Annotated in this window: 11 protein-coding genes and 2 pseudogenes; 6 read left to right on the top strand and 7 right to left on the bottom strand. The window is 67.0% G+C overall.

The window, feature by feature from the left end:
• Positions 1 to 264: 264 nt before the first annotated feature.
• From ACL58G_RS19290 to ACL58G_RS19280, 3 genes and pseudogenes are all read left to right on the top strand, one after another.
• A pseudogene (locus tag ACL58G_RS19290) lies at positions 265 to 2,334 on the top strand (TonB-dependent receptor); the annotation flags it as partial.
• Between the two features lie 148 nt (positions 2,335 to 2,482).
• On the top strand, positions 2,483 to 3,319 hold the full coding sequence (locus tag ACL58G_RS19285) for a TonB-dependent receptor domain-containing protein (protein WP_440962828.1): 837 nt from the start codon (positions 2,483 to 2,485) through the stop codon (positions 3,317 to 3,319).
• Positions 3,320 to 3,425: 106 nt separating this feature from the next.
• Positions 3,426 to 5,006, top strand: coding sequence for an aldehyde dehydrogenase (NADP(+)) (locus tag ACL58G_RS19280; protein WP_413388911.1), 1,581 nt, complete (start codon positions 3,426 to 3,428; stop codon positions 5,004 to 5,006).
• A 104-nt stretch (positions 5,007 to 5,110) separates the two neighbouring features.
• Here the strand turns inward: ACL58G_RS19280 and ACL58G_RS19275 are convergent, their stop codons facing one another.
• From ACL58G_RS19275 to ACL58G_RS19245, 7 genes and pseudogenes are all read right to left on the bottom strand, one after another.
• Positions 5,111 to 7,111, bottom strand: coding sequence for a glycoside hydrolase family 2 TIM barrel-domain containing protein (locus ACL58G_RS19275; protein WP_440962827.1), 2,001 nt, complete (start codon positions 7,109 to 7,111; stop codon positions 5,111 to 5,113).
• 58 nt (positions 7,112 to 7,169) lie between these two features.
• A pseudogene (locus ACL58G_RS19270) lies at positions 7,170 to 8,955 on the bottom strand (IlvD/Edd family dehydratase).
• A 6-nt stretch (positions 8,956 to 8,961) separates the two neighbouring features.
• Positions 8,962 to 9,852: an SMP-30/gluconolactonase/LRE family protein gene (locus tag ACL58G_RS19265; protein ID WP_440962826.1), complete on the bottom strand. Its 891-nt coding sequence runs from the start codon at positions 9,850 to 9,852 to the stop codon at positions 8,962 to 8,964.
• 1 nt (position 9,853) lies between these two features.
• Entirely contained in the window at positions 9,854 to 10,642 is a 789-nt protein-coding gene (locus ACL58G_RS19260) for an SDR family NAD(P)-dependent oxidoreductase (protein ID WP_413341718.1), read from the bottom strand.
• Positions 10,643 to 10,673: 31 nt separating this feature from the next.
• Positions 10,674 to 11,861: a fumarylacetoacetate hydrolase family protein gene (locus ACL58G_RS19255; protein WP_413388915.1), complete on the bottom strand. Its 1,188-nt coding sequence runs from the start codon at positions 11,859 to 11,861 to the stop codon at positions 10,674 to 10,676.
• 16 nt (positions 11,862 to 11,877) lie between these two features.
• Positions 11,878 to 14,268 (bottom strand): glycoside hydrolase family 3 N-terminal domain-containing protein, encoded by a 2,391-nt coding sequence (locus ACL58G_RS19250; RefSeq protein ID WP_440962825.1) that lies wholly within the window; start codon positions 14,266 to 14,268, stop codon positions 11,878 to 11,880.
• A 301-nt stretch (positions 14,269 to 14,569) separates the two neighbouring features.
• Positions 14,570 to 15,682, bottom strand: a complete 1,113-nt coding sequence (locus ACL58G_RS19245) for a LacI family DNA-binding transcriptional regulator (RefSeq protein WP_413388917.1) — start codon at positions 15,680 to 15,682, stop codon at positions 14,570 to 14,572.
• Between the two features lie 219 nt (positions 15,683 to 15,901).
• Between ACL58G_RS19245 and ACL58G_RS19240 the strand changes: the two genes are divergently transcribed.
• The 3 genes from ACL58G_RS19240 to ACL58G_RS19230 all read left to right on the top strand — a co-directional run bounded on the left by ACL58G_RS19240 (position 15,902) and on the right by ACL58G_RS19230 (position 20,724).
• Positions 15,902 to 18,079: an alpha-glucuronidase family glycosyl hydrolase gene (locus ACL58G_RS19240; RefSeq protein WP_413388918.1), complete on the top strand. Its 2,178-nt coding sequence runs from the start codon at positions 15,902 to 15,904 to the stop codon at positions 18,077 to 18,079.
• Between the two features lie 43 nt (positions 18,080 to 18,122).
• A complete protein-coding gene (locus ACL58G_RS19235; protein WP_440962824.1) occupies positions 18,123 to 19,256 on the top strand; it encodes an endo-1,4-beta-xylanase in 1,134 nt (377 codons plus the stop codon).
• Positions 19,257 to 19,359: 103 nt separating this feature from the next.
• On the top strand, positions 19,360 to 20,724 hold the full coding sequence (locus tag ACL58G_RS19230) for a glycoside hydrolase family 27 protein (RefSeq protein WP_440962823.1): 1,365 nt from the start codon (positions 19,360 to 19,362) through the stop codon (positions 20,722 to 20,724).
• Positions 20,725 to 20,731: the final 7 nt, after the last annotated feature.

Raw genomic sequence — 20,731 nt, 5'->3', positions numbered from 1 at the left:
GGTTTTCACTCTGTACACAGGACCGTGTTCGCTAGCGGCCAAGCGCTCTCCCGGCTTGCCTGTGCACGGCGGCGCGGTCCTGGCAACGTTTTGTTTGCTCGAGCTGTCGGCAACAAGACACGTTGCGTTGTCACAAAACTGGCAACTGAGTCGTAAACAATAAAAATTTTATGGTAGCGTATAACAACCAGTGTTAAGCATCACATCCGCACTGGCTTTGCTAGAGCTTTCCATAACAACACAACCTGATCATCGGGGGAGACAATGAGGAATTTCCAGAAGACCGCGATTGCGGCAGCGGTTGCGCACGTAGCCGTTCTTTCCAGCGCCGCAGCATGGGCACAGACCAGCGCCGACACCACGGCCAACCCAGCCCCTACCGTGGTCCACATCAGCGGCCAGCGCGCGGCACTGCAGTCGGCGCAACAACTCAAGAAGAATGCGGACGAAGTCGTCGATTCGATCGTCGCCGAAGACATCGGCAAGCTGCCGGACCGTTCGGTCACCGAGGTGCTGCAGCGTATCGCCGGCGTCACCATCGACCGCAACATGGCCGGCGACCCGAACCGCCAGTCCGTCGAAGGCTCGGGCGTCTCCGTCCGCGGCCTGACGTACGTGCGTTCGGAAGTCAACGGCCGCGACGCGTTCTCGGCCGGCGGCGGCCGCTCGCTCGGCTTCGCCGACGTGGCACCGGAGCTGATGGCCGGCGTCGACGTCTACAAGAACCCGTCCGCGGAACAGATCGAAGGCGCCGTCGCGGGCCTCGTGAACCTGCGCACGGCCATGCCGTTCGACTACAAGGGCTTCAAGGGCACCGTGGGCGTGTCGGAATCGTATTCGACGCTGCGCAAGGGCGCGCCGTCCCCGACCGGCACCATCCTGCTGTCGAACCGCTGGAAGTCGGACACGTTCGGCGAATTCGGCGCCCTGGTCGACTTCGCGCACGCGAAGAGCCCGACCCGCTCCGACGGCGTCGGCGTCGACCCGTATTTCCCGCACGTGAACTCGACCGACCCGGCCAAGTACGACCGTTCCAAGACCCAGTGGATCCCGCTGGGCGTCGGTTACCGCTCGCAGGACTTCGAGCGTACCCGCCGCGGCGACTACGCCGCCTTCCAATGGCGTCCGAACCGCGACTTCACGGCCGCCCTCACCTACTTCAAGACGAAGTACAAGGAAGACCTGGACGAGCACGTCGTCACGTCGTCCGAGGACAAGTGGTACCAGCAGGTCGCGAGCCAGGATGCCGTCTTCAACAGCAACGGCGTGTTCCAGAGCGGTACGATCTCGAACCCGACCTATGGCGGCTCTCCGTTCAACAGCTCGCAGCGCATCAACACGCGTGAATCGAGCACCCGCGACACGTCGCTGAACCTGCAATGGCGCGTGACGCCGGACCTGACCTGGACCAACGACTTCCAGCACGTCCATTCGACGACCGAAGGCTTCGACGCCGACGTGTCGACCGGCTTCATCATGCCGAACCAGAAGATGGACATGCGCGGCAACGTCCCGCAGATCACGCTGGGCTCGCCGGCCTACATGGCCGATCCGAACAACTACTACTGGGCCTACACCCAGGAAGCGCTGGATCACGCCACGGCCACCCAGAAGGCGTGGAAGACCGACTTCAAGTATGCGTTCGACCACCCGGTGCTGCGCGACGTCCGCTTCGGCTTCCGCATGGCCAACCGCGACGGCGAGAACCACAAGGCCCAGAAGTTCTACAACTGGCAGGCCATCACGTTCCCGTGGATGGAGGGCTGGCAGATCCCGCACGTCGCCCGCCTGGGTGATCCGCGCTTCGCCGGCGGCTCGTCGCTGCAGAAGATCGACAACTTCTTCGACGGCAAGTACAACATTCCGGCGATGCTGTTCGCCAACGAGTCGGTGGTGCGCGGCTTCCCGGACGAATGGTCCAAGATCCACGCCTACCACGACGTGCTGTGCAAGGAACAGGGCTCGACCTGCGATCCGTGGAAGGCTGCGACCTTCAACGATCCGGCCGCGACCAACACGCAGAGCGAGAAGACCCGCGCCGCCTACACGCAGCTGCGCTTCGGCTTCGACGACCTGAAGTATCCGATCGACGGTAACATCGGCATCCGCTACGTGAAGACGACCGGCGCCGGCAGCGGCTACGTCGCCTACAGCCCGGCCGGCGTCACCATCCCGACCGACGCTCCCGTCACCGGCGTGGACACGCTCATCTACATCAAGCCGTTCGCGGAAGCCCAGTCGTACAACAACTCGTACCACAACTGGCTGCCGAGCCTGAACCTGCGCCTGAAGTATAGCGACGAGCTGCAGTTCCGCTTCGCCGTGGCCAAGGCGATGGCGCGTCCGGACTTCAACCAGCTGCAGGTGCAGACCACGCTGAACTCGGCGCCGAACCAGAACGACGATCCGCGATGCATCCGGCAATACGACGAATGTCATCTTCAACGGCACGACGCTGACCGGTACCAGCGACGGCAACGCGATGCTGAAGCCGACCACGTCGACCAACGTCGACCTGACCGCGGAATGGTACTTCGCGAAAGCCGGTTCGCTGACCTTCTCGGCCTTCAACAAGGACCTGAAGGACATCATCATCACCCAGGACTACGCGTACAAGGCGACCGACGTCAACGGCAAGCCGCAAACGTTCGTGGTCACGGGTCCCGTCAACGGCGCCAAGGGCTACGCCCGCGGCTTCGAGATCGCGCACCAGCAGTACTACGACTTCGTGCCCGACTGGCTGAAGGGCATCGGTACGCAGGCCAGCTGGACCTACGTGTCGAGCGAGCGCACCCTGAACAAGCCGGTGTTCAACGCCTGGTGCTCGGGTAACGACGCGTCGTCGAACTACAACCTGTCGATCAACGGTTGCGATACCGACGGTCGTGCGTTCGGCAAGACCCCACTGCAGGGCCTGTCGCGTCACACGATCAACTTCGCGGTCATGTACGAGCAGCACGGCCTGTCGATGCGCCTCGCCTACAACTGGCGTTCGCGTTACCTGCTGGGCGTGAACCAGTGGGGCAGCCGCGGCAACAACGGCCTGAACACGAACCCGGCGGCGGATCCGGCGAAATACCTGATCCCGACGACGAACAACGACCAGGCGTTCGGCCTGCCGCTGTACCAGGCACCGTACGGCCAGCTGGACGGTTCGATCTTCTACGACTTCACGGACAAGTTCCGCGTCGGCCTGGAAGCCACGAACCTGACCAACTCGTACACGCGCCAGATCATGGAGCAGCACGCGGGCAACTTCACGCGCCAGGTCTTCATGAGCGGTCCGCGCTACACGCTGCTGGCCCAGTACTCGTTCTGATCCAACGGGAATCCGCATGATTCGATACAATCGCTGATCGATTCCTGCACACCGCCGCCGCGGCCTTCACGGGTCGCGGCGGCGCTTTTTTTAACAAGGAGCCCTCATGAACATCCAAGGCGAAATGATCATCGGCCGCCAGGCCGTGCGCGGCAGCGCCGGCACGCTGCGCGCCTACAACCCGTCCACGCGCGCCGAAATGGAACCGGAATTCGGCGCGGCCAGCATGGACGACCTGGCCGCCGCCTGCCTGCTCGCGGAACAGGCGTTCGACGCCTACCGCAGCCAGCCGCTCGAGCAGCGCGCCCGCTTCCTGGAGACCATCGCCGACCGCATCATGGACCTCGGCCCGGCCCTGATCGAGCGCGCCTCCGCCGAATCCGGCCTGCCGACGGCGCGCCTGGAGGGCGAGCGCGCGCGCACCTGCAACCAGTTGCGCCTGTTCGCCAAGGTCGTCCGCGACGGCCACTTCCTCGAAGCGACACTGGACTCCGCCCTGCCCCAGCGCACGCCGCCGCGTCCCGACCTGCGCATGCGCAAGATCGGCCTCGGCCCCGTTGGCGTCTTCGGCGCGTCGAACTTCCCGCTCGCGTTCTCCGTCGCCGGCGGCGACACCGCGTCCGCGCTGGCGGCCGGCTGCCCCGTCGTCGTGAAGGCGCATAACGCGCACCTGGGTACGTCGGAACTCGTCGGCAAGGCGATCCGCCAGGCCGTCGAAGATTGCGGCATGCCGGAAGGGACGTTCTCCATGCTGATCGGTACGGGCTTCGAGATCGGCCTCGCGCTGGTCCAGCACCCCGTGATCAAGGCCGTCGGCTTCACCGGCTCGCGCAATGGCGGCCTGGCGCTCGTCAATGCGGCGCAGGCCCGCAAGGAACCGATCCCGGTCTACGCCGAAATGAGCAGCATCAATCCGTTCTACCTGCTGCCGGGCGCACTGGCCGCGGGCGGCGCCAGGCTGGCGCAAGGCTTCGTCGATTCGCTCACGATGGGCACCGGCCAGTTCTGCACGAACCCGGGCCTCGTGATCGCCCTCGCCGGCCCGGACCTGGACGTGTTCCGCACGGCCGTCACCGAAGCGCTGGCGGCCAAGGGCGCCGGCACGATGCTCACCGCGGGCATCCACCAGGCGTACGTCGACGCGATCGCGCGCCGCTCCGGTCTCGCCGGCGTGGAACTCATCGCCCAGGGCAGCCCGGACGGCTGCGGCTGCGCCGCGCAGGCCGCGCTGTACCAGACGGACGCCGCGACGTTCCTGTCGAACAGCGCGCTGGAAGAAGAGATCTTCGGACCGAGCTCGCTGATCGTCGTGTGCAAGGACGACGCCGAGCTGCTGGAAGTGACGCGCCACGTGGAAGGCCAGCTGACGGCCACGATCCACGCGACGGCCGCGGACCGCGACCTGGCCGCGAAGCTGATGCCGACGCTGGAGCGCAAGGCCGGCCGCATCCTGTTCAACGGCTTCCCGACCGGCGTCGAAGTGAGCCACTCGATGGTGCACGGCGGCCCGTTCCCGGCCACGTCGGACAGCCGCACCACGTCCGTGGGCGCGACGGCCATCGAACGTTTCCTGCGTCCGGTGTGCTACCAGGACGTGCCGGCGGAACTGCTGCCGGAAGCGCTGCGCGACGAGAACCCGCTGGGCCTCGCGCGCATGGTGGACGGTACGCTGCAGGTCGCGAAGTAATCCGCCGTCAGGTGTACTTTACGCGTGGGCGCAGGGCGCCCACCCTACCGTCACCGTAGGGTGGGCACCACGTGCCCACGCGGAACCATGCATAGCAACGGCCGTCAGCGCGTTTCCGGCGCCAACGTCCACGCCACGCTGTCCACGACGCCGCCCGCCTCCACCTCGATGCGATTGGCGCCCGGCGCCAACCGCACCGGCCAGCGGGCGATACGGCCCTCCACGGCCCGCTCGCCCAGGTCGACGCCATTCACCCGCAGCCGCGCCGCCGGCTGGTTGCTGTACACCTTGACCTCCACGTCCGCCGCGGTCCGCGTCACGGCGCGCCGCGACGTGATGTACACCATCGGCTTCTTCGACCAGTTGGCCTGGTACCAGTAATACGCATCCTTGCGCACCTTGCGGTCCATGCTGACGAGGCCCTTGTCGTTGACGCCCCGCGCGTCGCCCTCGTTGCGCCCGGCCGACGCGAAATCGAAGCCCGTCCACACATAGCTCGCCCACAGCCACGGCGCCGCCTCGATCTGGCGCCAGGCCGCCTCGTGGTACAGCGCCTGGTACTGCTCCGGGTGCCAGCGGCTGGGCGCCACGGGGCGCCGCACCGGGTCTTCCTGGTGCAGCGCGCTGCCGCCGGCGCCGTATTCGCTCAGCGACTGCGGCGTGCGCGGACGCTTCGCATGGTTGGCCGCCAGGAACGGCGCGAGGTCCGAGAACTCCTTGTCGTACCAGCCGAAATACACGTTGGACCCGACGGCGTCCGTGTGCAGCGCCTGCGGCCCGTCGATGGGCGCGCAGCAGTTCGCGTACGCGGTCGGCCGGCTCGCGTCCTCCGCATGCACGAGCTTCTGCATCGCGTCGAGCACGCGGCCGCTGACCTCGTCGACCTTGTAGATCTCGTTCCCGAGTCCCCACACGAACACGGACGGGTGATTGAAATTCTGGCGCACGAGCTCGCGCGCCTGCTGCGCCGCATTGGCCGCGAACGCATCGCTCGCGCCCACTTCCGACGTCAGCGGCAGTTCGGTCCACACGAGGAACCCCTTGCGGTCCGAGAGCGCGTAACTGTGTTCGTTGTGCTGGTAGTGGGCAAAGCGCAGGCCCGTGACACCGAGCTCTTCGAGGATGCGGTAGTCGGCGTCGATGTCCGCATCGTCGACCGCCGTCCCCTTGCCCGGCACATACGTCAGGTGCACGTTCACGCCGTGCACGCGGTACGGCTTCCCGTTCAGCAGCAGGCCGCGGTCCGGATCCAGCTGCACGGTCCGGATGCCGACCTCGTTGTCCACACGGTCGAGCACCGCGTCCGCACGGGCCACCGTCACTTCGCTCGTGTACAGGTAAGGATCCTCGACGCCCTGCCACAGGTGCGGGCTGGCCAGCGCAGCATCCAGCTCGACCGGCACGACGGCGCGCGCGGGCAGCGCGGCGGACCGCTGCGCCGTCGCCACGACCTTGCCGGCGGAATCGCGCAGACGGGCCGTGACGACGACGTTCTCCGCGCGCGGGCGGTCGTTCGCGACGCGCACACGCCAGTGCGGACGCGTCGCCTCGGGTGTGTCGAAATACACGCCCGGCCCGCCCGCATCGAGCATATCGACGTGCACGTCGGCCGTCGTCACGAGCCGCACGCGCCGGTACAGGCCGCCGTACAGCGTGTAGTCGCCACCGAGCGGCGCGACGTCCGGCTGGCGCGTGTTGTCGACGCGGACCAGCAGCACGTTGGCGCCCGCCCGCAGCTGGTCCGTGACGTCGAAGCGGAAGCGCGCGAAGCCGCCTTCGTGGCGGCCGATGCGCGTGCCGTTCAGCCAGACGTCGGTCGACAGTGCGGCGCCGTCGAATTCGAGATACGTGCGCCCTCCTTTGACGGCAGGCGCCGTGAGCGTGCGCCGGTACCAGCCCGCGCCGCGATAGGGATTGGGCGACGTGCCGTCGTCCGCGTTGAACGTGTGGGGCAGCGCGACGGCGGTCCAGCCAACCGGCGCGCCCTTGGCGAATTCCCAGCCGTCGTCCAGCGCGGTGACGGTGCGGGGTGCCGCCTGGACGGAGGCGGCACAGGAAAGGGCCAGGACGAGTACCCGGCAGATACGGATCATGGTAGCGTGCATCTAGGGCTCCAGAATGAAAAAAGGGCCCGCGAACGGGCCCTTGCAGGGATGGTGACGATCAGTGGTTATGGCGCGGCATGTCGTGGCCGACGTCGCGGTACTGCAGGGCCATCTCCATTACGGCGCCCGTGTGCAGCTGGCCGACGGTCGCACGGTAGATCTGCTGCCACGGCGTTCTGGTTGCCCGGAATCGGCGGCGGCGCGTCCTTGCGGCGCGCTTCCAGTTCCTCGTCGGAGATCAGCACGTTGCAGCTGCCCGTGTTCAGGTCCACGCGCACGCGGTCGCCCGTGCGCAGCAGCGCCAGGTTGCCGCCCGCCGCGCTTTCCGGCGACGCGTTCAGGATCGACGGGCTGTCCGACGTGCCGGACTGGCGGCCGTCGCCCAGCGTCGGCAACGCGTTGATACCCTTCTTGATCAGTGCATCGGGCGGTTGCATGTTGACGACTTCCGCCGAACCGGGCCAGCCCACAGGACCCGAACCGCGGATCACCAGCATCGTGTTTTCGTCGATGCCGAGCGCCGGATCGTTGATGCGGTGGTGGTAATCGTCCGAACCGTCGAACACGACGACCTTGCACTCGAACGCATTTTCCGAGCCCGGCGCCGACAGGTAGCGCTGGCGGAAGGCGTCCGAGATCACGCTCGTCTTCATGATCGCGAAGTCGAACAGGTTGCCCTTCAGGACCATGAAGCCGGCCTTCTGCTTCAGCGGCTGGTCGAACGGGGTGATCATTTCGCGATCAATGCTTTCGCGGCCGACGAGGTTCTCGGCCATCGTCTTGCCGGTCACGGTCTGGCGCTTCGAACGCAGCAGGCCTTTCTGCTCCAGCTCCCACATGATGGCGGGCGTGCCGCCGGCGCGGTGGTAACGCTCGCCGAGGTATTTGCCGGCCGGCTGCATGTTCAGCAGCAGCGGCACGTCGTAGCCGTATTCCATCCAGTCTTCCGGCGTGATGTCGACGCCGGCGTGACGGGCCATCGCGACGATGTGCGGCTGGGCGTTGCTCGAACCGCCGATCGCGGCGTTGACGACGATCGCGTCGATGAATGCGTCGCGCGACAGGATCTGCGACGGGCGCAGGTCTTCGAACGCCATGCCGACGATGCGTTTGCCGGTTTCGTACGCCATCTGGCCGCGCTCGCGGTACGGCGCCGGAATGGCCGAGCAGCCCGTCAGCGACATGCCCAGCGCTTCGGCGATGGCGTTCATCGTCGAGGCGGTGCCCATGGTGTTGCAGTGGCCGGCCGACGGTGCCGATGCGGTCGCGATGTCGATGAATTTCTTCTCGTCGATCTCGCCCGCGGCGAGGCGGCGGCGGCCCTTCCAGATCGCCGCGCCGGAACCGACCAGTTCACCTTCGAACCAGCCGTCCAGCATCGGACCGCCGGACAGCACGATCGCGGGGATGTCGACGGTGGCGGCGGCCATCAGCTGGGCCGGCGTCGTCTTGTCGCAGCCCGTCGTCAGCACGACGGCGTCGATCGGGTAGCCGTGCAGGATCTCGACGAGGCCCAGGTAGGCCAGGTTGCGGTCCAGCGCCGCGGTCGGGCGGCGGCAGTTCTCGAAGATCGGATGCAGCGGGAATTCCATCGGGATGCCGCCGGCGTCGCGGATGCCGTCGCGCACGCGCTTGGCCAGGTCCAGGTGGATGCGGTTGCACGGCGAGATGTCGCTGCCGCTCTGGGCGATGCCGATGATCGGCTTGCCCGAGCGGAGTTCCTCGGGGGTGATGCCGTAGTTCATGAAGCGCTCGAGGTAGAGCGCGGTCATGTCGATGCGCTCTTCGTTATCGAACCAGTCCTGCGACCGGAAGCGCTTCGGTTTGCTGTTCTGTTGTGTCATTCCGTATTACTCCTGCAGCCGCAGCACGTGGTGCGGCAATCCGGCCGTCTCGGCGCGGAAGGTGAACAGCGCGCCCGCGAGCGGCTGCTGGGCCAGTTCCTCGGCCGTCAGGCCCTTGCGCGCCGACGTCGCGTACACGGTGCGCAGGTCGTCGCCGGCAAAGGCCAGTTTGGTGATGTTCGAGCAGGGGAAGCGCACTTCGCCCACCTTCTCGCCTTGCGGATTGCGGCGTTCGATGCGCCAGCCGCGGAACACCGCGATCCACACGTAACCCTCGGCGTCGACCGCCATCCCGTCCGGCCAGCCGCCGTCGGTGATCTCTGCGAACAGGCGCTTGTTCGCCAGGCTGCCGTCTTCCGCCAGGTCGAAAGCATACACCCGTTTCTCGAGCGTGTCGGTGTGATACAGCGTGCGTCCGTCCGGGCTCACGGCCGGGCCGTTCGTGATGATGTAGCCGTCGTCCATGCGTACGACGCGAGTGCCGTCGAAACGGTACAGGACACCCGACGGCGCTTCTTCCGCATCGTCCATCGAACCGAACCACAAACGGCCCTGCGCGTCGACGTGGCCGTCGTTGAAGCGGTTGCCCGTCACGTCCGCCTCGACCTTCGCGAACGGGACGAACTCGCCGGTCGCTTCCACGAAGCGGTACAGGCCATCCTCGAGCGACACGACGAGGCCGCCGTCCGACGCCCGCACGACGAAGCTCACCTGGCCCGGCGCGTCCCAGCTCTGCCGGTTGCTGCCGTCGGCGTCGCAACGGTGCAGGCGCTTGCCCTTGATGTCGACGAACCACACCTGCCTGGCCGGGGCATCCCACAGGACGCCCTCGCCCAGCGTCGCGCCGACTTCCCACAATGGGGTGGGTTGCGTGGCGATCGTGAGGTTATTTTCCATCTTATGCGCCATACCAGCCCGCGTCGACGAAGTATTCACGGCCGGAGATGTGGCGCGCATTGTTCGACGCCAGGAACAGCGCCAGCGCGGCCACGTCTTCCATCTCGACGCGCTCGGGGATGCACTGGCCGGCCAGGATGCGCGCTTCCTCGTCCGGGTTGTGCCACAGCGCCTTCTGGCGCGGCGTGACGACGGCTCCAGGGACGACGGTGACGGCACGGATGCCGTGCGGGCCGAATTCGCGCGCCATGTTGCGGGTCATGCCTTCGATGGCGGCCTTCGCCATCATGTACAGGCCCAGTTGCGTGTGCGGCAGGTGCCACGAGATCGAACCAAAGTTCAGCAGCACGCCGTACTTGCGCGCCTTCATGCCCGGGATGACGGCTTGCGCGCAGAAGTACTGGTGGCGCAGGTTCACGTTCATGCGGCTTTCCCAGTACGCCGGCGTCACGTTCTCGATGTCGTGGCGGTCGTCGTTGGCCGCGTTGTTCAGCAGGATGTCGACGCCGCCCGCTTCCTCGTCGATGCGCGCGAAGGTCGCCTTCAGCTCGTCGAGGTTGGTCAGGTCGCACTTGATGAACTTCGGCGCGATGCGCGAGTTCGCCAGCGACGCTTCCAGGGAACGCGACGCTTCCTCGGCGATGTCGAGGAAGTAGACACGGGCGCCCTGGCCGGCGAAGGCCGTGGTCAGCTCGGCGCCGATGCCGCTGCCGCCGCCGGTGATGACGACGCGCTTGCCGGCGAGGTCGGGAAAGGTCGCGTAGACGAATGCTTGGTTTTGTTCAGACATGTAATTCTCGTTGTAATCAAGGAGGCGCGGCTCAGGCCGCGCCAGAGGACAGCAGGCCGCGTTGGGCCAGGTTGGCGTACAAAGCACGCACACCGAAGGTCCACGGTGCGATCTGGTCGCTGCGCTGGACGGTATTGACCAGCGTGCCCAGCGACGGCGTGGAGATGCTCACGCGGTCTCCCGCGTGGTGGGTAAAGCCGCCGCCTTGCGCGTCGCGGTCCTTGATCGGCGAGAACATCGTACCGAGGAACAGCATGAAGCCGTCCGGGTACTGGTGGTGCTTGCCGCAAGTCTGGCGCACGAGGTCCAGCGGGTCGCGGCTGATCTCGCGCATGAAGCTGGCGCCGGCCAGTTCGAAGTTGTCGTCGACGCCTTCGATCCGCATGCGCACTTCCGCGTTGCGCAGCGTGTCGATGTCGAAATCGCCGTCGAACAGGCGGATGAACGGGCCGATGGCGCACGAGCCGTTGTTGTCCTTCGCCTTACCGAGCAGCAGCGCGCTGCGGCCTTCGATGTCGCGCAGGTTGACGTCGTTGCCCAGCGTGGCGCCGACCACTTGCGCGCGGCTGTTCACCGCGAGGACGATTTCCGGTTCCGGGTTGTTCCAGTGCGACGACGGGTGCAGGCCGACGGCCGCGCCGTGGCCGACCGCCGACATCGGCTGCGACTTCGTGAACACTTCCGCGTCCGGGCCGATGCCCACTTCCATGTACTGCGACCACATGCCGCGTGCCGAGAGGTCGGCCTTCAGGCGCATGGCAGCTTCGCCGCCCGGTTCCAGTTCCGACAGGTTCGTGCCGATGGTTTCCTGCAGCTGCTGGCGCAGCGCCGCCGCGCGGGCCGGGTCACCCTTGGCCTGTTCCTCGATCACGCGCTCCAGCAGGCTGACGGCGAACGTGACGCCGCATGCCTTGATCGCCTGCAGGTCGCACGGGGCCAGCAGGCGCACCGCGTTGCCTTCGTCACCGGCCAGCGCGGCGGCGACCAGCGCGTTGACGTCGCCCAGGTCCTCGCCTTCCGCGTCGCGCACGATGGCGACCAGGTCGTCGCGCTCGAGCAGTTCGGACACGGTCGGGGCGTGGCGGGTGATATCGATTACGCGACCGTTACGGACGGCCACTACGGCCGGGCCATTGGTCGGAGCTGAACGCCAGACGCGGCCGACCATCAAGGCCTGGTCGAGGTCCTGGGGCAGCGGGTTGGCTTGGGTAGCTGTCATGTCTTGTCTCTCTTGGTTATGCCACCGTCAGGGTCGCCTTCTTCAGGTCGACGCTGTTCGGTCCTGCGAAAATGGTGAACGTCCCCGGCTCCACGACGCGTTTCATGTCGGCGTTGTAGAACCACAGGTCGGTCGGTTTGATGTCGAAGGTGACCGTGCGCTGTTCGCCCGGCTCCAGCGTCACGCGCTGGAAGCCCTTCAGTTCGAGCAGTGGGCGGGTGACGGAGCTGACGTCGTCGCGGATGTACATCTGCACGACTTCGTCGCCGCGCACGGCGCCCGTGTTCCGCACGTCCACTTGTACCTGGGTCGTGCCATTCGTCGCGATCCGGTCCTTCGTGAGGCGCGGTGCGGAGATGTCGAAGCGGGTGTACGACAGGCCGTAGCCGAACGGGTACAGCGGCGTGGTCACGTCGTCGATGTAGCCGCGGCGGCTGCTCGGCTTGCGGTTGTAGAACATCGGCAGCTGGCCGACGTTGCGCGCGATGGTGACGGGCAGCTTGCCGCCCGGGTTCGCGCGGCCGAAGATCAGGTCGGCGACGGCGTGGCCCGTTTCCTGCCCCATGTACCAGCATTCCATCAGTGCATCCGCGCGTTCGGCCAGGTAGTTCACGGACAGCGGACGACCGTTCAGCAGCAGCACGACGGTCGGCTTGTTCAGCGCGAAGATGGCGCGGGCCAGGTCGTTCTGCTGGCCAATCAGGTCGAGCGAGGTGCGGTCGCCCAGGTGGTTGTCGGCCCACGCTTCACGCGCGGTCTGCTCGTTGTCGCCCAGGACCATGACGATGGTGTCGGCCTTCTTCGCCGCTTCCACCGCATCCGCGATCAGGCGCGCATTGACTTCCGGCTTGGTCCAGACGATTTCGTCCTGGCCCCACACGTGGCCTTCCGTGAGGCGCACGCCTTCCGAATAATCCAGCGTGAAGCCGCCGGCCTGCGCTTCCTTCTGCAGCGCCTCGTACACGGAGACGACGTGGCGCGGCTTGTCGGAATAACCGCCGATCGGCGTGTCCTTCGCGTGGGTGCCCACCAGCAGCAGCTTGCCGACCTTGTTCGGCGCGAGCGGCAGCAGGCCTTTGTCATTCTTCAGCAGGACGGCGGTGCGCTGGGCGGCCTTGCGCGCGAGGGCGATGGCTTCCGGCGTCGCGGTGCGGGCTGCCGCCTGGTCGGCGTCCGCGTACGGGTTCTCGAACAGGCCCGCGTCGAATTTCCAGCGCAGGATGCGGCGCACGACGGCGTCGAGTTCCTTCGTCGTGATCTTGCCTTCCTTGACCAGTTCGTCCAGCGCGGCGAAACCGGCGGGGTCCGGCGTCTCGATGTCGACGCCGGCCTTGAATGCGCGCAGGCCGCCTTCCTTCACCGAGCCGACCAGGTGGTGGCGGCTGCCCAGTTCCGCGACCGCCATGTAGTCGGACACGGTCAGGCCCTGGAAGCCCCATTCCTTGCGCAGCACGTCCGTCAGCAGCCAGCGGTTGGCGTGTGACGGGACGCCGTCGATCTCGTTATACGACGGCATCACGGCCGCGATCTTCGTTTCCTTGATGATCTTCTCGAACGGCGGGAAGAAGTCTTCGCGCAGCGCGCGTTCGCCCACGTTCGCCGGACCGATGTTGGTGCCCGATTCGGGCTGGCCGTGGCCCGTCATGTGCTTCAGCGTGGCGAAGACCTTGTCATGCGCCAGCGGCAGCGTGTTGCCCGAGAAGCCCAGCACGGCCGCCTTGCCCATGACGCCGCACACGTGCGGGTCTTCGCCATACGTCTCTTCAATACGGCCCCAGCGCGGCTCGCGCGCCACGTCGACGACCGGCGCCAGCGCCAGGTTGGCGCCACGTGCGCGCATTTCCTTCGCGGCGAGCGAGAAGATCTGCTCGACGAGTTGCGGATCGAACGTGGAGGCCAGGCCGATCGCCTGCGGGAAGCTGGTCGCTTCCGGCGCCACGTAGCCGTGCAGCGATTCCTCGTGCATGAAGACGGGGATGCCCAGGCGCGTGTTTTCCATCGCCCACTTCTGCACGGCGTTCACGTAGTCCGCCGTTTCCTTCGGGCCGCGGTTGCCGACGGCGCCCGAGTTGCCGGCATTGTTGTCCGCACCGATCTGGCGGTCGGACGGGCGCGCGAACATGCCCATACCGTGCGGGTGGACTTTTGCCGCCTTCTCGGCGTTGAAGCTCGTGTCGTCGTTCTGGAGATCCTTCTTCGTCAGCCAGACGCATTGCAGCTGCGCGATTTTTTCATCGACCGTCATGCGGCCCAGCAGGTCTTCCACGCGCGCCGCGACGGGCGCGTTCGCCTGCTTGTAGACCGGTGCGCCCCCTTTGGCGGCTTTGGCCGCCAGCGCGCCCGGCACGACTGCCATGCCGGCCGCGCCCCCAACGGTGGCCAGAAACTCTCTGCGTTTGATACCCATCGACTTATGTCTCCTGCTTGTTTTTGTATGCCGCCGTGTGGCCGGCGGAGTGTGGTCTGCCTGGCATGCGGTGGATCGAGGTCCAACATTCTAATAACAGAAATGTTACCGCAACCATTCCAGTCTAATCGTCTAATTTGGCGCTTGTCAATGAATTATTGGGAAGATGTCCGGCAGTAGCGACGCAACAGCCTCCGCGAATGGCGGAATTGGCGGGAAAAGAGGGAATTGAGGATGTTTGCGCGAACAGTTTATGCGTTTCGCGTAGACGGCCGCAGCTGGGCGCCGCGGCCGGGAGGGATCAGCCGGCGCGCTTGGCGGCGGTGAGCGGCAGCAGTGCCGAGGGACGGGTGCGCGGTGCGGCGTCGGACTGGCGGCGCACCAGTTCGAAGTCCATGCGCACCTGTTCCGGCTCGGCCTCCTCGCCTTCGCGCAGCGCACGCACGCGGCGCACGAGCGACTGCACGGCTTCGCGCGCCATGCCGGCGATGGGCTGGCGCACGGTGGTCAGCTCCGGCCAGATCGTGGTGGCGAGCGCCGTGTCGTCGAAGCCGGTGACGGTCAGGTCGCCCGGCACGTCCAGCCCCAGGCGGTGCGCGACGGCGACGCAGGCGGCCGCCATGTCGTCGTTGCTGGCGAAGATGGCCGTCGGGCGTTCTTCCAGCGCCAGCAGGTGCTCGGCCGCGTCGAGGCCGGAGCGGTACGTGAACATGCCCTGCACGACGAGTTCCTCGGACGCGTCCGCGCCCTGCTCCGCGATGGCCGCGCGATAGCCTTCGAGGCGGCGCGCGCTCGCGGTCTGGTTCGGATGGCCGACGACGAAGCCGATGCGGTGGTGCCCCAGGTTGACCAGGTGGCGCGTCATCGCATGCGCCGCTTCGTAGTCGTCGATGCTGACGGCGCCCACGCGGATGTCCGGCAGGCCGCACGCGACGACGACGGCCGGGATGTTCGCGTCCGCGATGGCGGCGAGCACCTCCTCGCTGTCGCACAGCGGCGGCGGCAGGATGATTCCGTCCAGGCCGTTCTCGACGAGGCGGCGCGTTTGTTCCGCTTCGTGCTCGCCGGCTTCGCATTTTTCCACGAACAGCTGGACGTTGTTCAGGCCCGACTGGCTCAGGAGGCCGACGAGGAACTCGCTCAGGTACGCCGCGCTCGGGTTACTGTACAAGAAGCCGACGCGGATGGGCTTGGAGCCCGCGAGGTTGCGCGCTTCCTGGTTCGGCGTGTAGTTCAGCGCCGCCACGGCTTCCGCGACCTTGCGGCGCGTGCTTTCGCGCACGAGGCCCTTGCCGTTCATGACGCGCGAGACCGTCATGGCGGACACGCCCGCGAGCTTGGCGACGTCGGCCATCGTCGGCTGGCCCCGTCGTTCCAGCTCTTCCTGGACGGACTCTGGTTTGGTCTTGGTCATTCTCCCTATTCCCCATCATTTTTTGTTTGCGCTATCTTAGCACTTTCGCCCCATGCAAAGATAGCCATAAACATGACCGTAAACACTCATAAATCGATTTCCCATTTCCAGAGTTTGCGCTAACATTCCTGCGCCGGACGGGCCGCCGCACCCGGTACTCATATAAATACAACGGAGACTACGATGCGATATTTGTCGCGGCTTGTCCGCGCACGGATCATGACGGCGTTCGTCCTGAACCTCGTGCTTGCCCTGGTCGGCACCCACCTCGCCCACGCCGCCGATGAAGACGGCTACGACCTGTGGCTGCGCTACCGCCCCCTCCCCGCAGCCCAGAGGACCGCACTGGCGGCCGCCGCCACCGGCATCACGGCGCCCGACGACACCCCGACCGTGCGCGCCGCCGGCGCGGAACTGAAACGCGGCCTCGCCGGCATGCTGGGCCGCAGGCCGGATGCCATCCCCCCGAACGCGAAGGTACGCGCCGGCACCATCGTCCTCGCCCGCACCACGCTCCCGGCGGGCCTGGCCGACGCCGATGCCGTGCGCCGCGACCTCGCCGCCGTCGGTCCCGAAGGCTATCTCGTGCGCCGCACGCGCCAGGGTGGCGTCCCCGTCACGCTGATCGCGGCGAACTCCGACATCGGCCTCCTGTACGGCAGCTTCGCGTGGCTGCGCCAGCTGCAACTGGGCACCGCGCCCGACAGCATCGCCCTCGCCGACAAGCCGGCGCTGCCCCTGCGGGTGCTGAACCACTGGGACAACCTGGACCGCACCGTCGAACGCGGCTACGCGGGCGAATCGATCTGGAACTGGTGGGAGCTCCCCAACATCGTCGACCCGCGCTACACGGATTACGCGCGCGCCAACGCGTCGCTCGGCATCAACGGCTCGGTCCTCAACAACGTCAACGCGAAGGCCGAGGTGCTGAGCCCCGCGTTCATCGCCAAGGCGGCCGCCATCGCGAACGTGCTGCGCCCGTACGGCATCCGCGTCTATCTCTCCGTGCGCTGGTCGACGCCGCTGGAACTGAAGGAGACGAAGACGGCCGACCCGCTCGACCCCGCCGTCGCGGCGTGGTGGGCGCGCAAGGCGGACGAGATCTACCGCACCATTCCCGATTTCGGCGGCTTCCTCGTCAAGGCCAATTCGGAAGGCCAGCCCGGCCCGCAGGACTATGGCCGCAACCACGCGGACGGCGCCAACATGCTGGCGCGCGCGCTCGCGCCGCACAAGGGCATCGTGATGTGGCGCGCCTTCGTCTACAACCCGCCCGCGCACCCGAACCAGGTCAGTGACCGCGCGGCGCAAGCGTACGACCAGTTCAAGCCGCTGGACGGCAAGTTCGACAAGAACGTGCTCGTACAGGTGAAGAACGGCGCCATCGACTTCCAGCCGCGCGAACCGGCGCACCCGCTGTTCGGCGCGATGCCGGACACGCCGCTCGTGATGGAATTCCAGGTGACGAAGGAATACCTCGGCTTCGCCACGCACCTCGTCTACCTCGGCCCCTTGTTCCAGGAAACGCTGCGCTTCGATACCCGCGCCGGGGGGACGTCCATGACCGTGGCGCGCGTACTGGAAGGCGCGCAGGACGGACATGTCGGCGGCATCGCCGGCGTCGCGAACATCGGATCGAGCCGCAACTGGACGGGCTCCACGTTCGACCAGGCCAACTGGTACGCCTACGGCCGCCTCGCCTGGAACCCGGAGCTGGACAGCCGCGCCATCGCACGCGAATGGGCGGGCCAGACGTTCGCACCGGACGCGCGCGTCGTCGATCCGGTCGTCGCCATGATGATGCGCTCGCGCGAAGCCGCGGTCGACTATATGACGCCCCTCGGCCTGCACCACATCATGGGCACCGGCCACCATTATGGTCCCGCGCCGTGGGTCGACGACCTGGGCCGCGCCGACTGGAACCCCGTCTACTACCACCGCGCCGACAGGAACGGCATCGGCTTCGACCGCACTGCGAAAGGCAGCAATGCCGTGGCCCAGTACGCGCCCGAGGTCGCGCGCCGCTTCGCCGACCCGGCCACGACGCCGCAGGAGTTCCTGCTGTGGTTCCACCACCTGCCGTGGGACTACCGCATGCCGGACGGCCGCACGCTGTGGGCCGACCTGATTGCGCACTACGACCACGGCGTGGCCGAAGTGACGGCGATGCAAGCCGAATGGCAGCGCCTGCGCCCGTTCGTGGATGCGCAGCGCTTCAACGACGTCGCCCAGCGCCTGGCCCAGCAACAGCGCGAGGCCGTATGGTGGCGCGACGCGTGCATCGCGTACTTCCAGCACCAGTCCGGCCTGCCGCTGCCGGCCGGCGTACGCGCGCCCGCGCAATCCCTCGAGTACTACCGGAAGCAAGTGTTCCCGTTCGCGCCCGGCCACGGCTGAACCGTTTTCTCCCCACCACGCAAAACAGAAGGATGCATACATAATGACTACGAGACGAGAGATCATCCAGGCGCTCGCCGGCGCCGCCCTGCTGCCGGCCGCCCTCCCGTTCGCGCGCGCCCAAGGCCCCGCCGGCGAAACGCTGAAGGACGTCGCCGCCCGCAAGGGCATGCGCTTCGGCACCGCCATCAGCGCCGGCCGCAACCAGTTCGGCGACGCCGCCTACCGCGCGCTCGTCGAGCGCGAATGCAACCTGATCGTGCTCGAGAACGAGATGAAATGGCAGGCGCTCGAACCGGCGCCGGGCAAGCCGAACTTCGGCCCTGCCGACGACGTGATCGCCTGGGCGAAGGACAAGGGCATCGCCGTGCGCGGCCACAACCTGTTCTGGCAGGCCGAGAAATGGGTGCCGGCGTGGGTCGCGAAACAGAACTTCGGCCCGCAGCCCGCGAAGGCCGTCGAACAGCTGATGCGCACGCACGTGAGCACCGTGTGCGGCCACTTCGGCAAGAGCATCAAGAGCTGGGACGTCGTCAACGAAGCCGTCGACCCGGCCGACGGCAAGCTGCGCCAGAACGCCCTCACGAAGCCGCTTGGCGCCGTCGAGCAGATCGACCTCGCGTTCCGCCTCGCGAAAGAGTATGCCCCGCAGGCACAGCTGGTCTATAACGACTACATGCGCGGCGACGCCGGCAGCGCCAAGCACCGTGCGGGCGTGCTGGCCCTGCTCGCGGACCTCAAGAAGCGCGGCACGCCGGTCAACGCGCTCGGCCTGCAGAGCCATATCGGTTCGTGGGACGAAACGGATAAGGGCCATTCCGACCTTGTCGAATGGCGCAAGTTCCTCGACGAGGTGTCGGGCATGGGCTACGACCTCCTGATCACGGAACTGGACGTGAACGACCGCCGCCTGCCGGCCGACATCGCCAAGCGCGACGCCGGCGTCGCCGCCGCCACGCGCGACTACCTGGACGTGACGCTGGCCTACCCGCGCCTGCGCGACATCCTCGTGTGGGGCCTGGCCGACAACATCAGCTGGCTGCAGACGTGGGACGAGGCGCCGCGCAAGGACAAGCTGCCGATGCGCCCGACGCCGTTCGACGCGCAACTGAAGGCGAAGCCGATGAAACAGGCGATCATCGACGCCATCAAGGCAGCGCCGGCACGCCAGGGCTGACCTGCGATACCGATTCGGGTATCGGTCGGCGCGCACAAGTGATTAGCGCGCCGGCCGATCGGTGCTTATACTCGCGCGACGCTCATCAACTCTTAGCCCGCACATGGACTCGAATCGCCGCCGCATCCTCACCGCTTCCCTTGCCGCCGCTGCCGCCGCCGGCGCCCCCTCGCTCGCTTTCGCGGCAAAATCGAAATCCACTTCATCGGCCGCGGGCCTCGCGCCGACGCCGCCGATGGGCTGGAACAGCTGGAACTCGTTCGGCCCCACGATCACGGAAGCGCAGGCGCTGGAAAACGCCGACATCATGGTCGCGAAGCTGCTGCCGTTCGGGTACAACGTGTTCACCGTCGACATCCAGTGGTACGAGCCGAACGCGAACAGCTACGAATACCGCAAGGACGCCGAACTGACGCTGGACCAGTACGGCCGCTTGCAGCCGGCGCCGAACCGCTTCCCGTCCGCCGCGAACGGCGCGGGCTTCAAGAAGCTCGCCGACCAGATCCACGCGCGCGGCATGAAGTTCGGCATCCACCTCATGCGCGGCATCCCGCGCCAGGCCGTGCGCCTGAACACGCCGATCCTCGGCACGAAACTGCGCGCGCAGGACATCGCCGACACGAAGGCGATCTGCGAATGGAACGGCGACATGTACGGCGTCGACATGACGAAGCCGGGTGCGCAGGAATATTACAACTCCGTGTTCAAGCAGTACGCCGAGTGGGGCGTCGACTTCGTCAAGATGGACGACATGTCGCGCCCGTACGAACGCAACTGGCCCGAGGTCGAAGCGGCGCACAAGGCCATCGCGGCCAGCGGCCGTCCGATCGTCCTGAGCCTGTCGCCGGGCGAAATGGACCTGCGCTGGGCGAACCACGTGCCGCACTATGCGCAGATGTGGCGCATCTCGGACGACTTCTGGGACGAATGGCGCCTCCTGAACGACCAGTTCCAGCGCCTGGAAAACTGGAACCCCGTGATGGGCGCGAACTCGTGGCCCGACGCCGACATGCTGCCGCTGGGCCGTCTTGCCCTCGGCGCGCGCGACACCAAGTTCACGCCGGACGAGCAGCAGACGCTGATGTCGCTGTGGAGCATCGCCCGCTCGCCACTGATCATGGGCGGCGACCTGCGCCACCTGGACGCGAAGACCCTCGCATTGCTGACGAACCCCGAGGTGCTGGCCGTGAACCAGCGCAGCCGCGACAACCGCCCGCACCGCGCGGACGCGGGCACGCGCATCTGGAGCGCACGTTCGGCCGACAAGCGCAACCTGCAGTACCTGGCGCTGTTCAACACGTCCGACGCGCCGACCGAGATCGTGTTCGACCTGTCGCGCCTGGATCTGGGCAACCGCAGCGTCGCCGTGCGCGACCTGTGGGCGCGGCACGACCAGCCGGCCGTGCGCGGCGCGCTGCGCATCACGCTGGCGCCGCACGCATCGAGCCTGTTTGCTCTCTCGGCCTGAGGTGACA

This window comes from Massilia sp. GER05, assembly GCF_052056005.1.
In the GTDB taxonomy this organism is placed as follows: Bacteria; Pseudomonadota; Gammaproteobacteria; order Burkholderiales; family Burkholderiaceae_D; genus Telluria; species Telluria orientalis.
The sequence above is the reverse complement of the archived record's forward strand: the minus strand, read 5'-3'. Positions and strand labels throughout refer to the sequence as shown.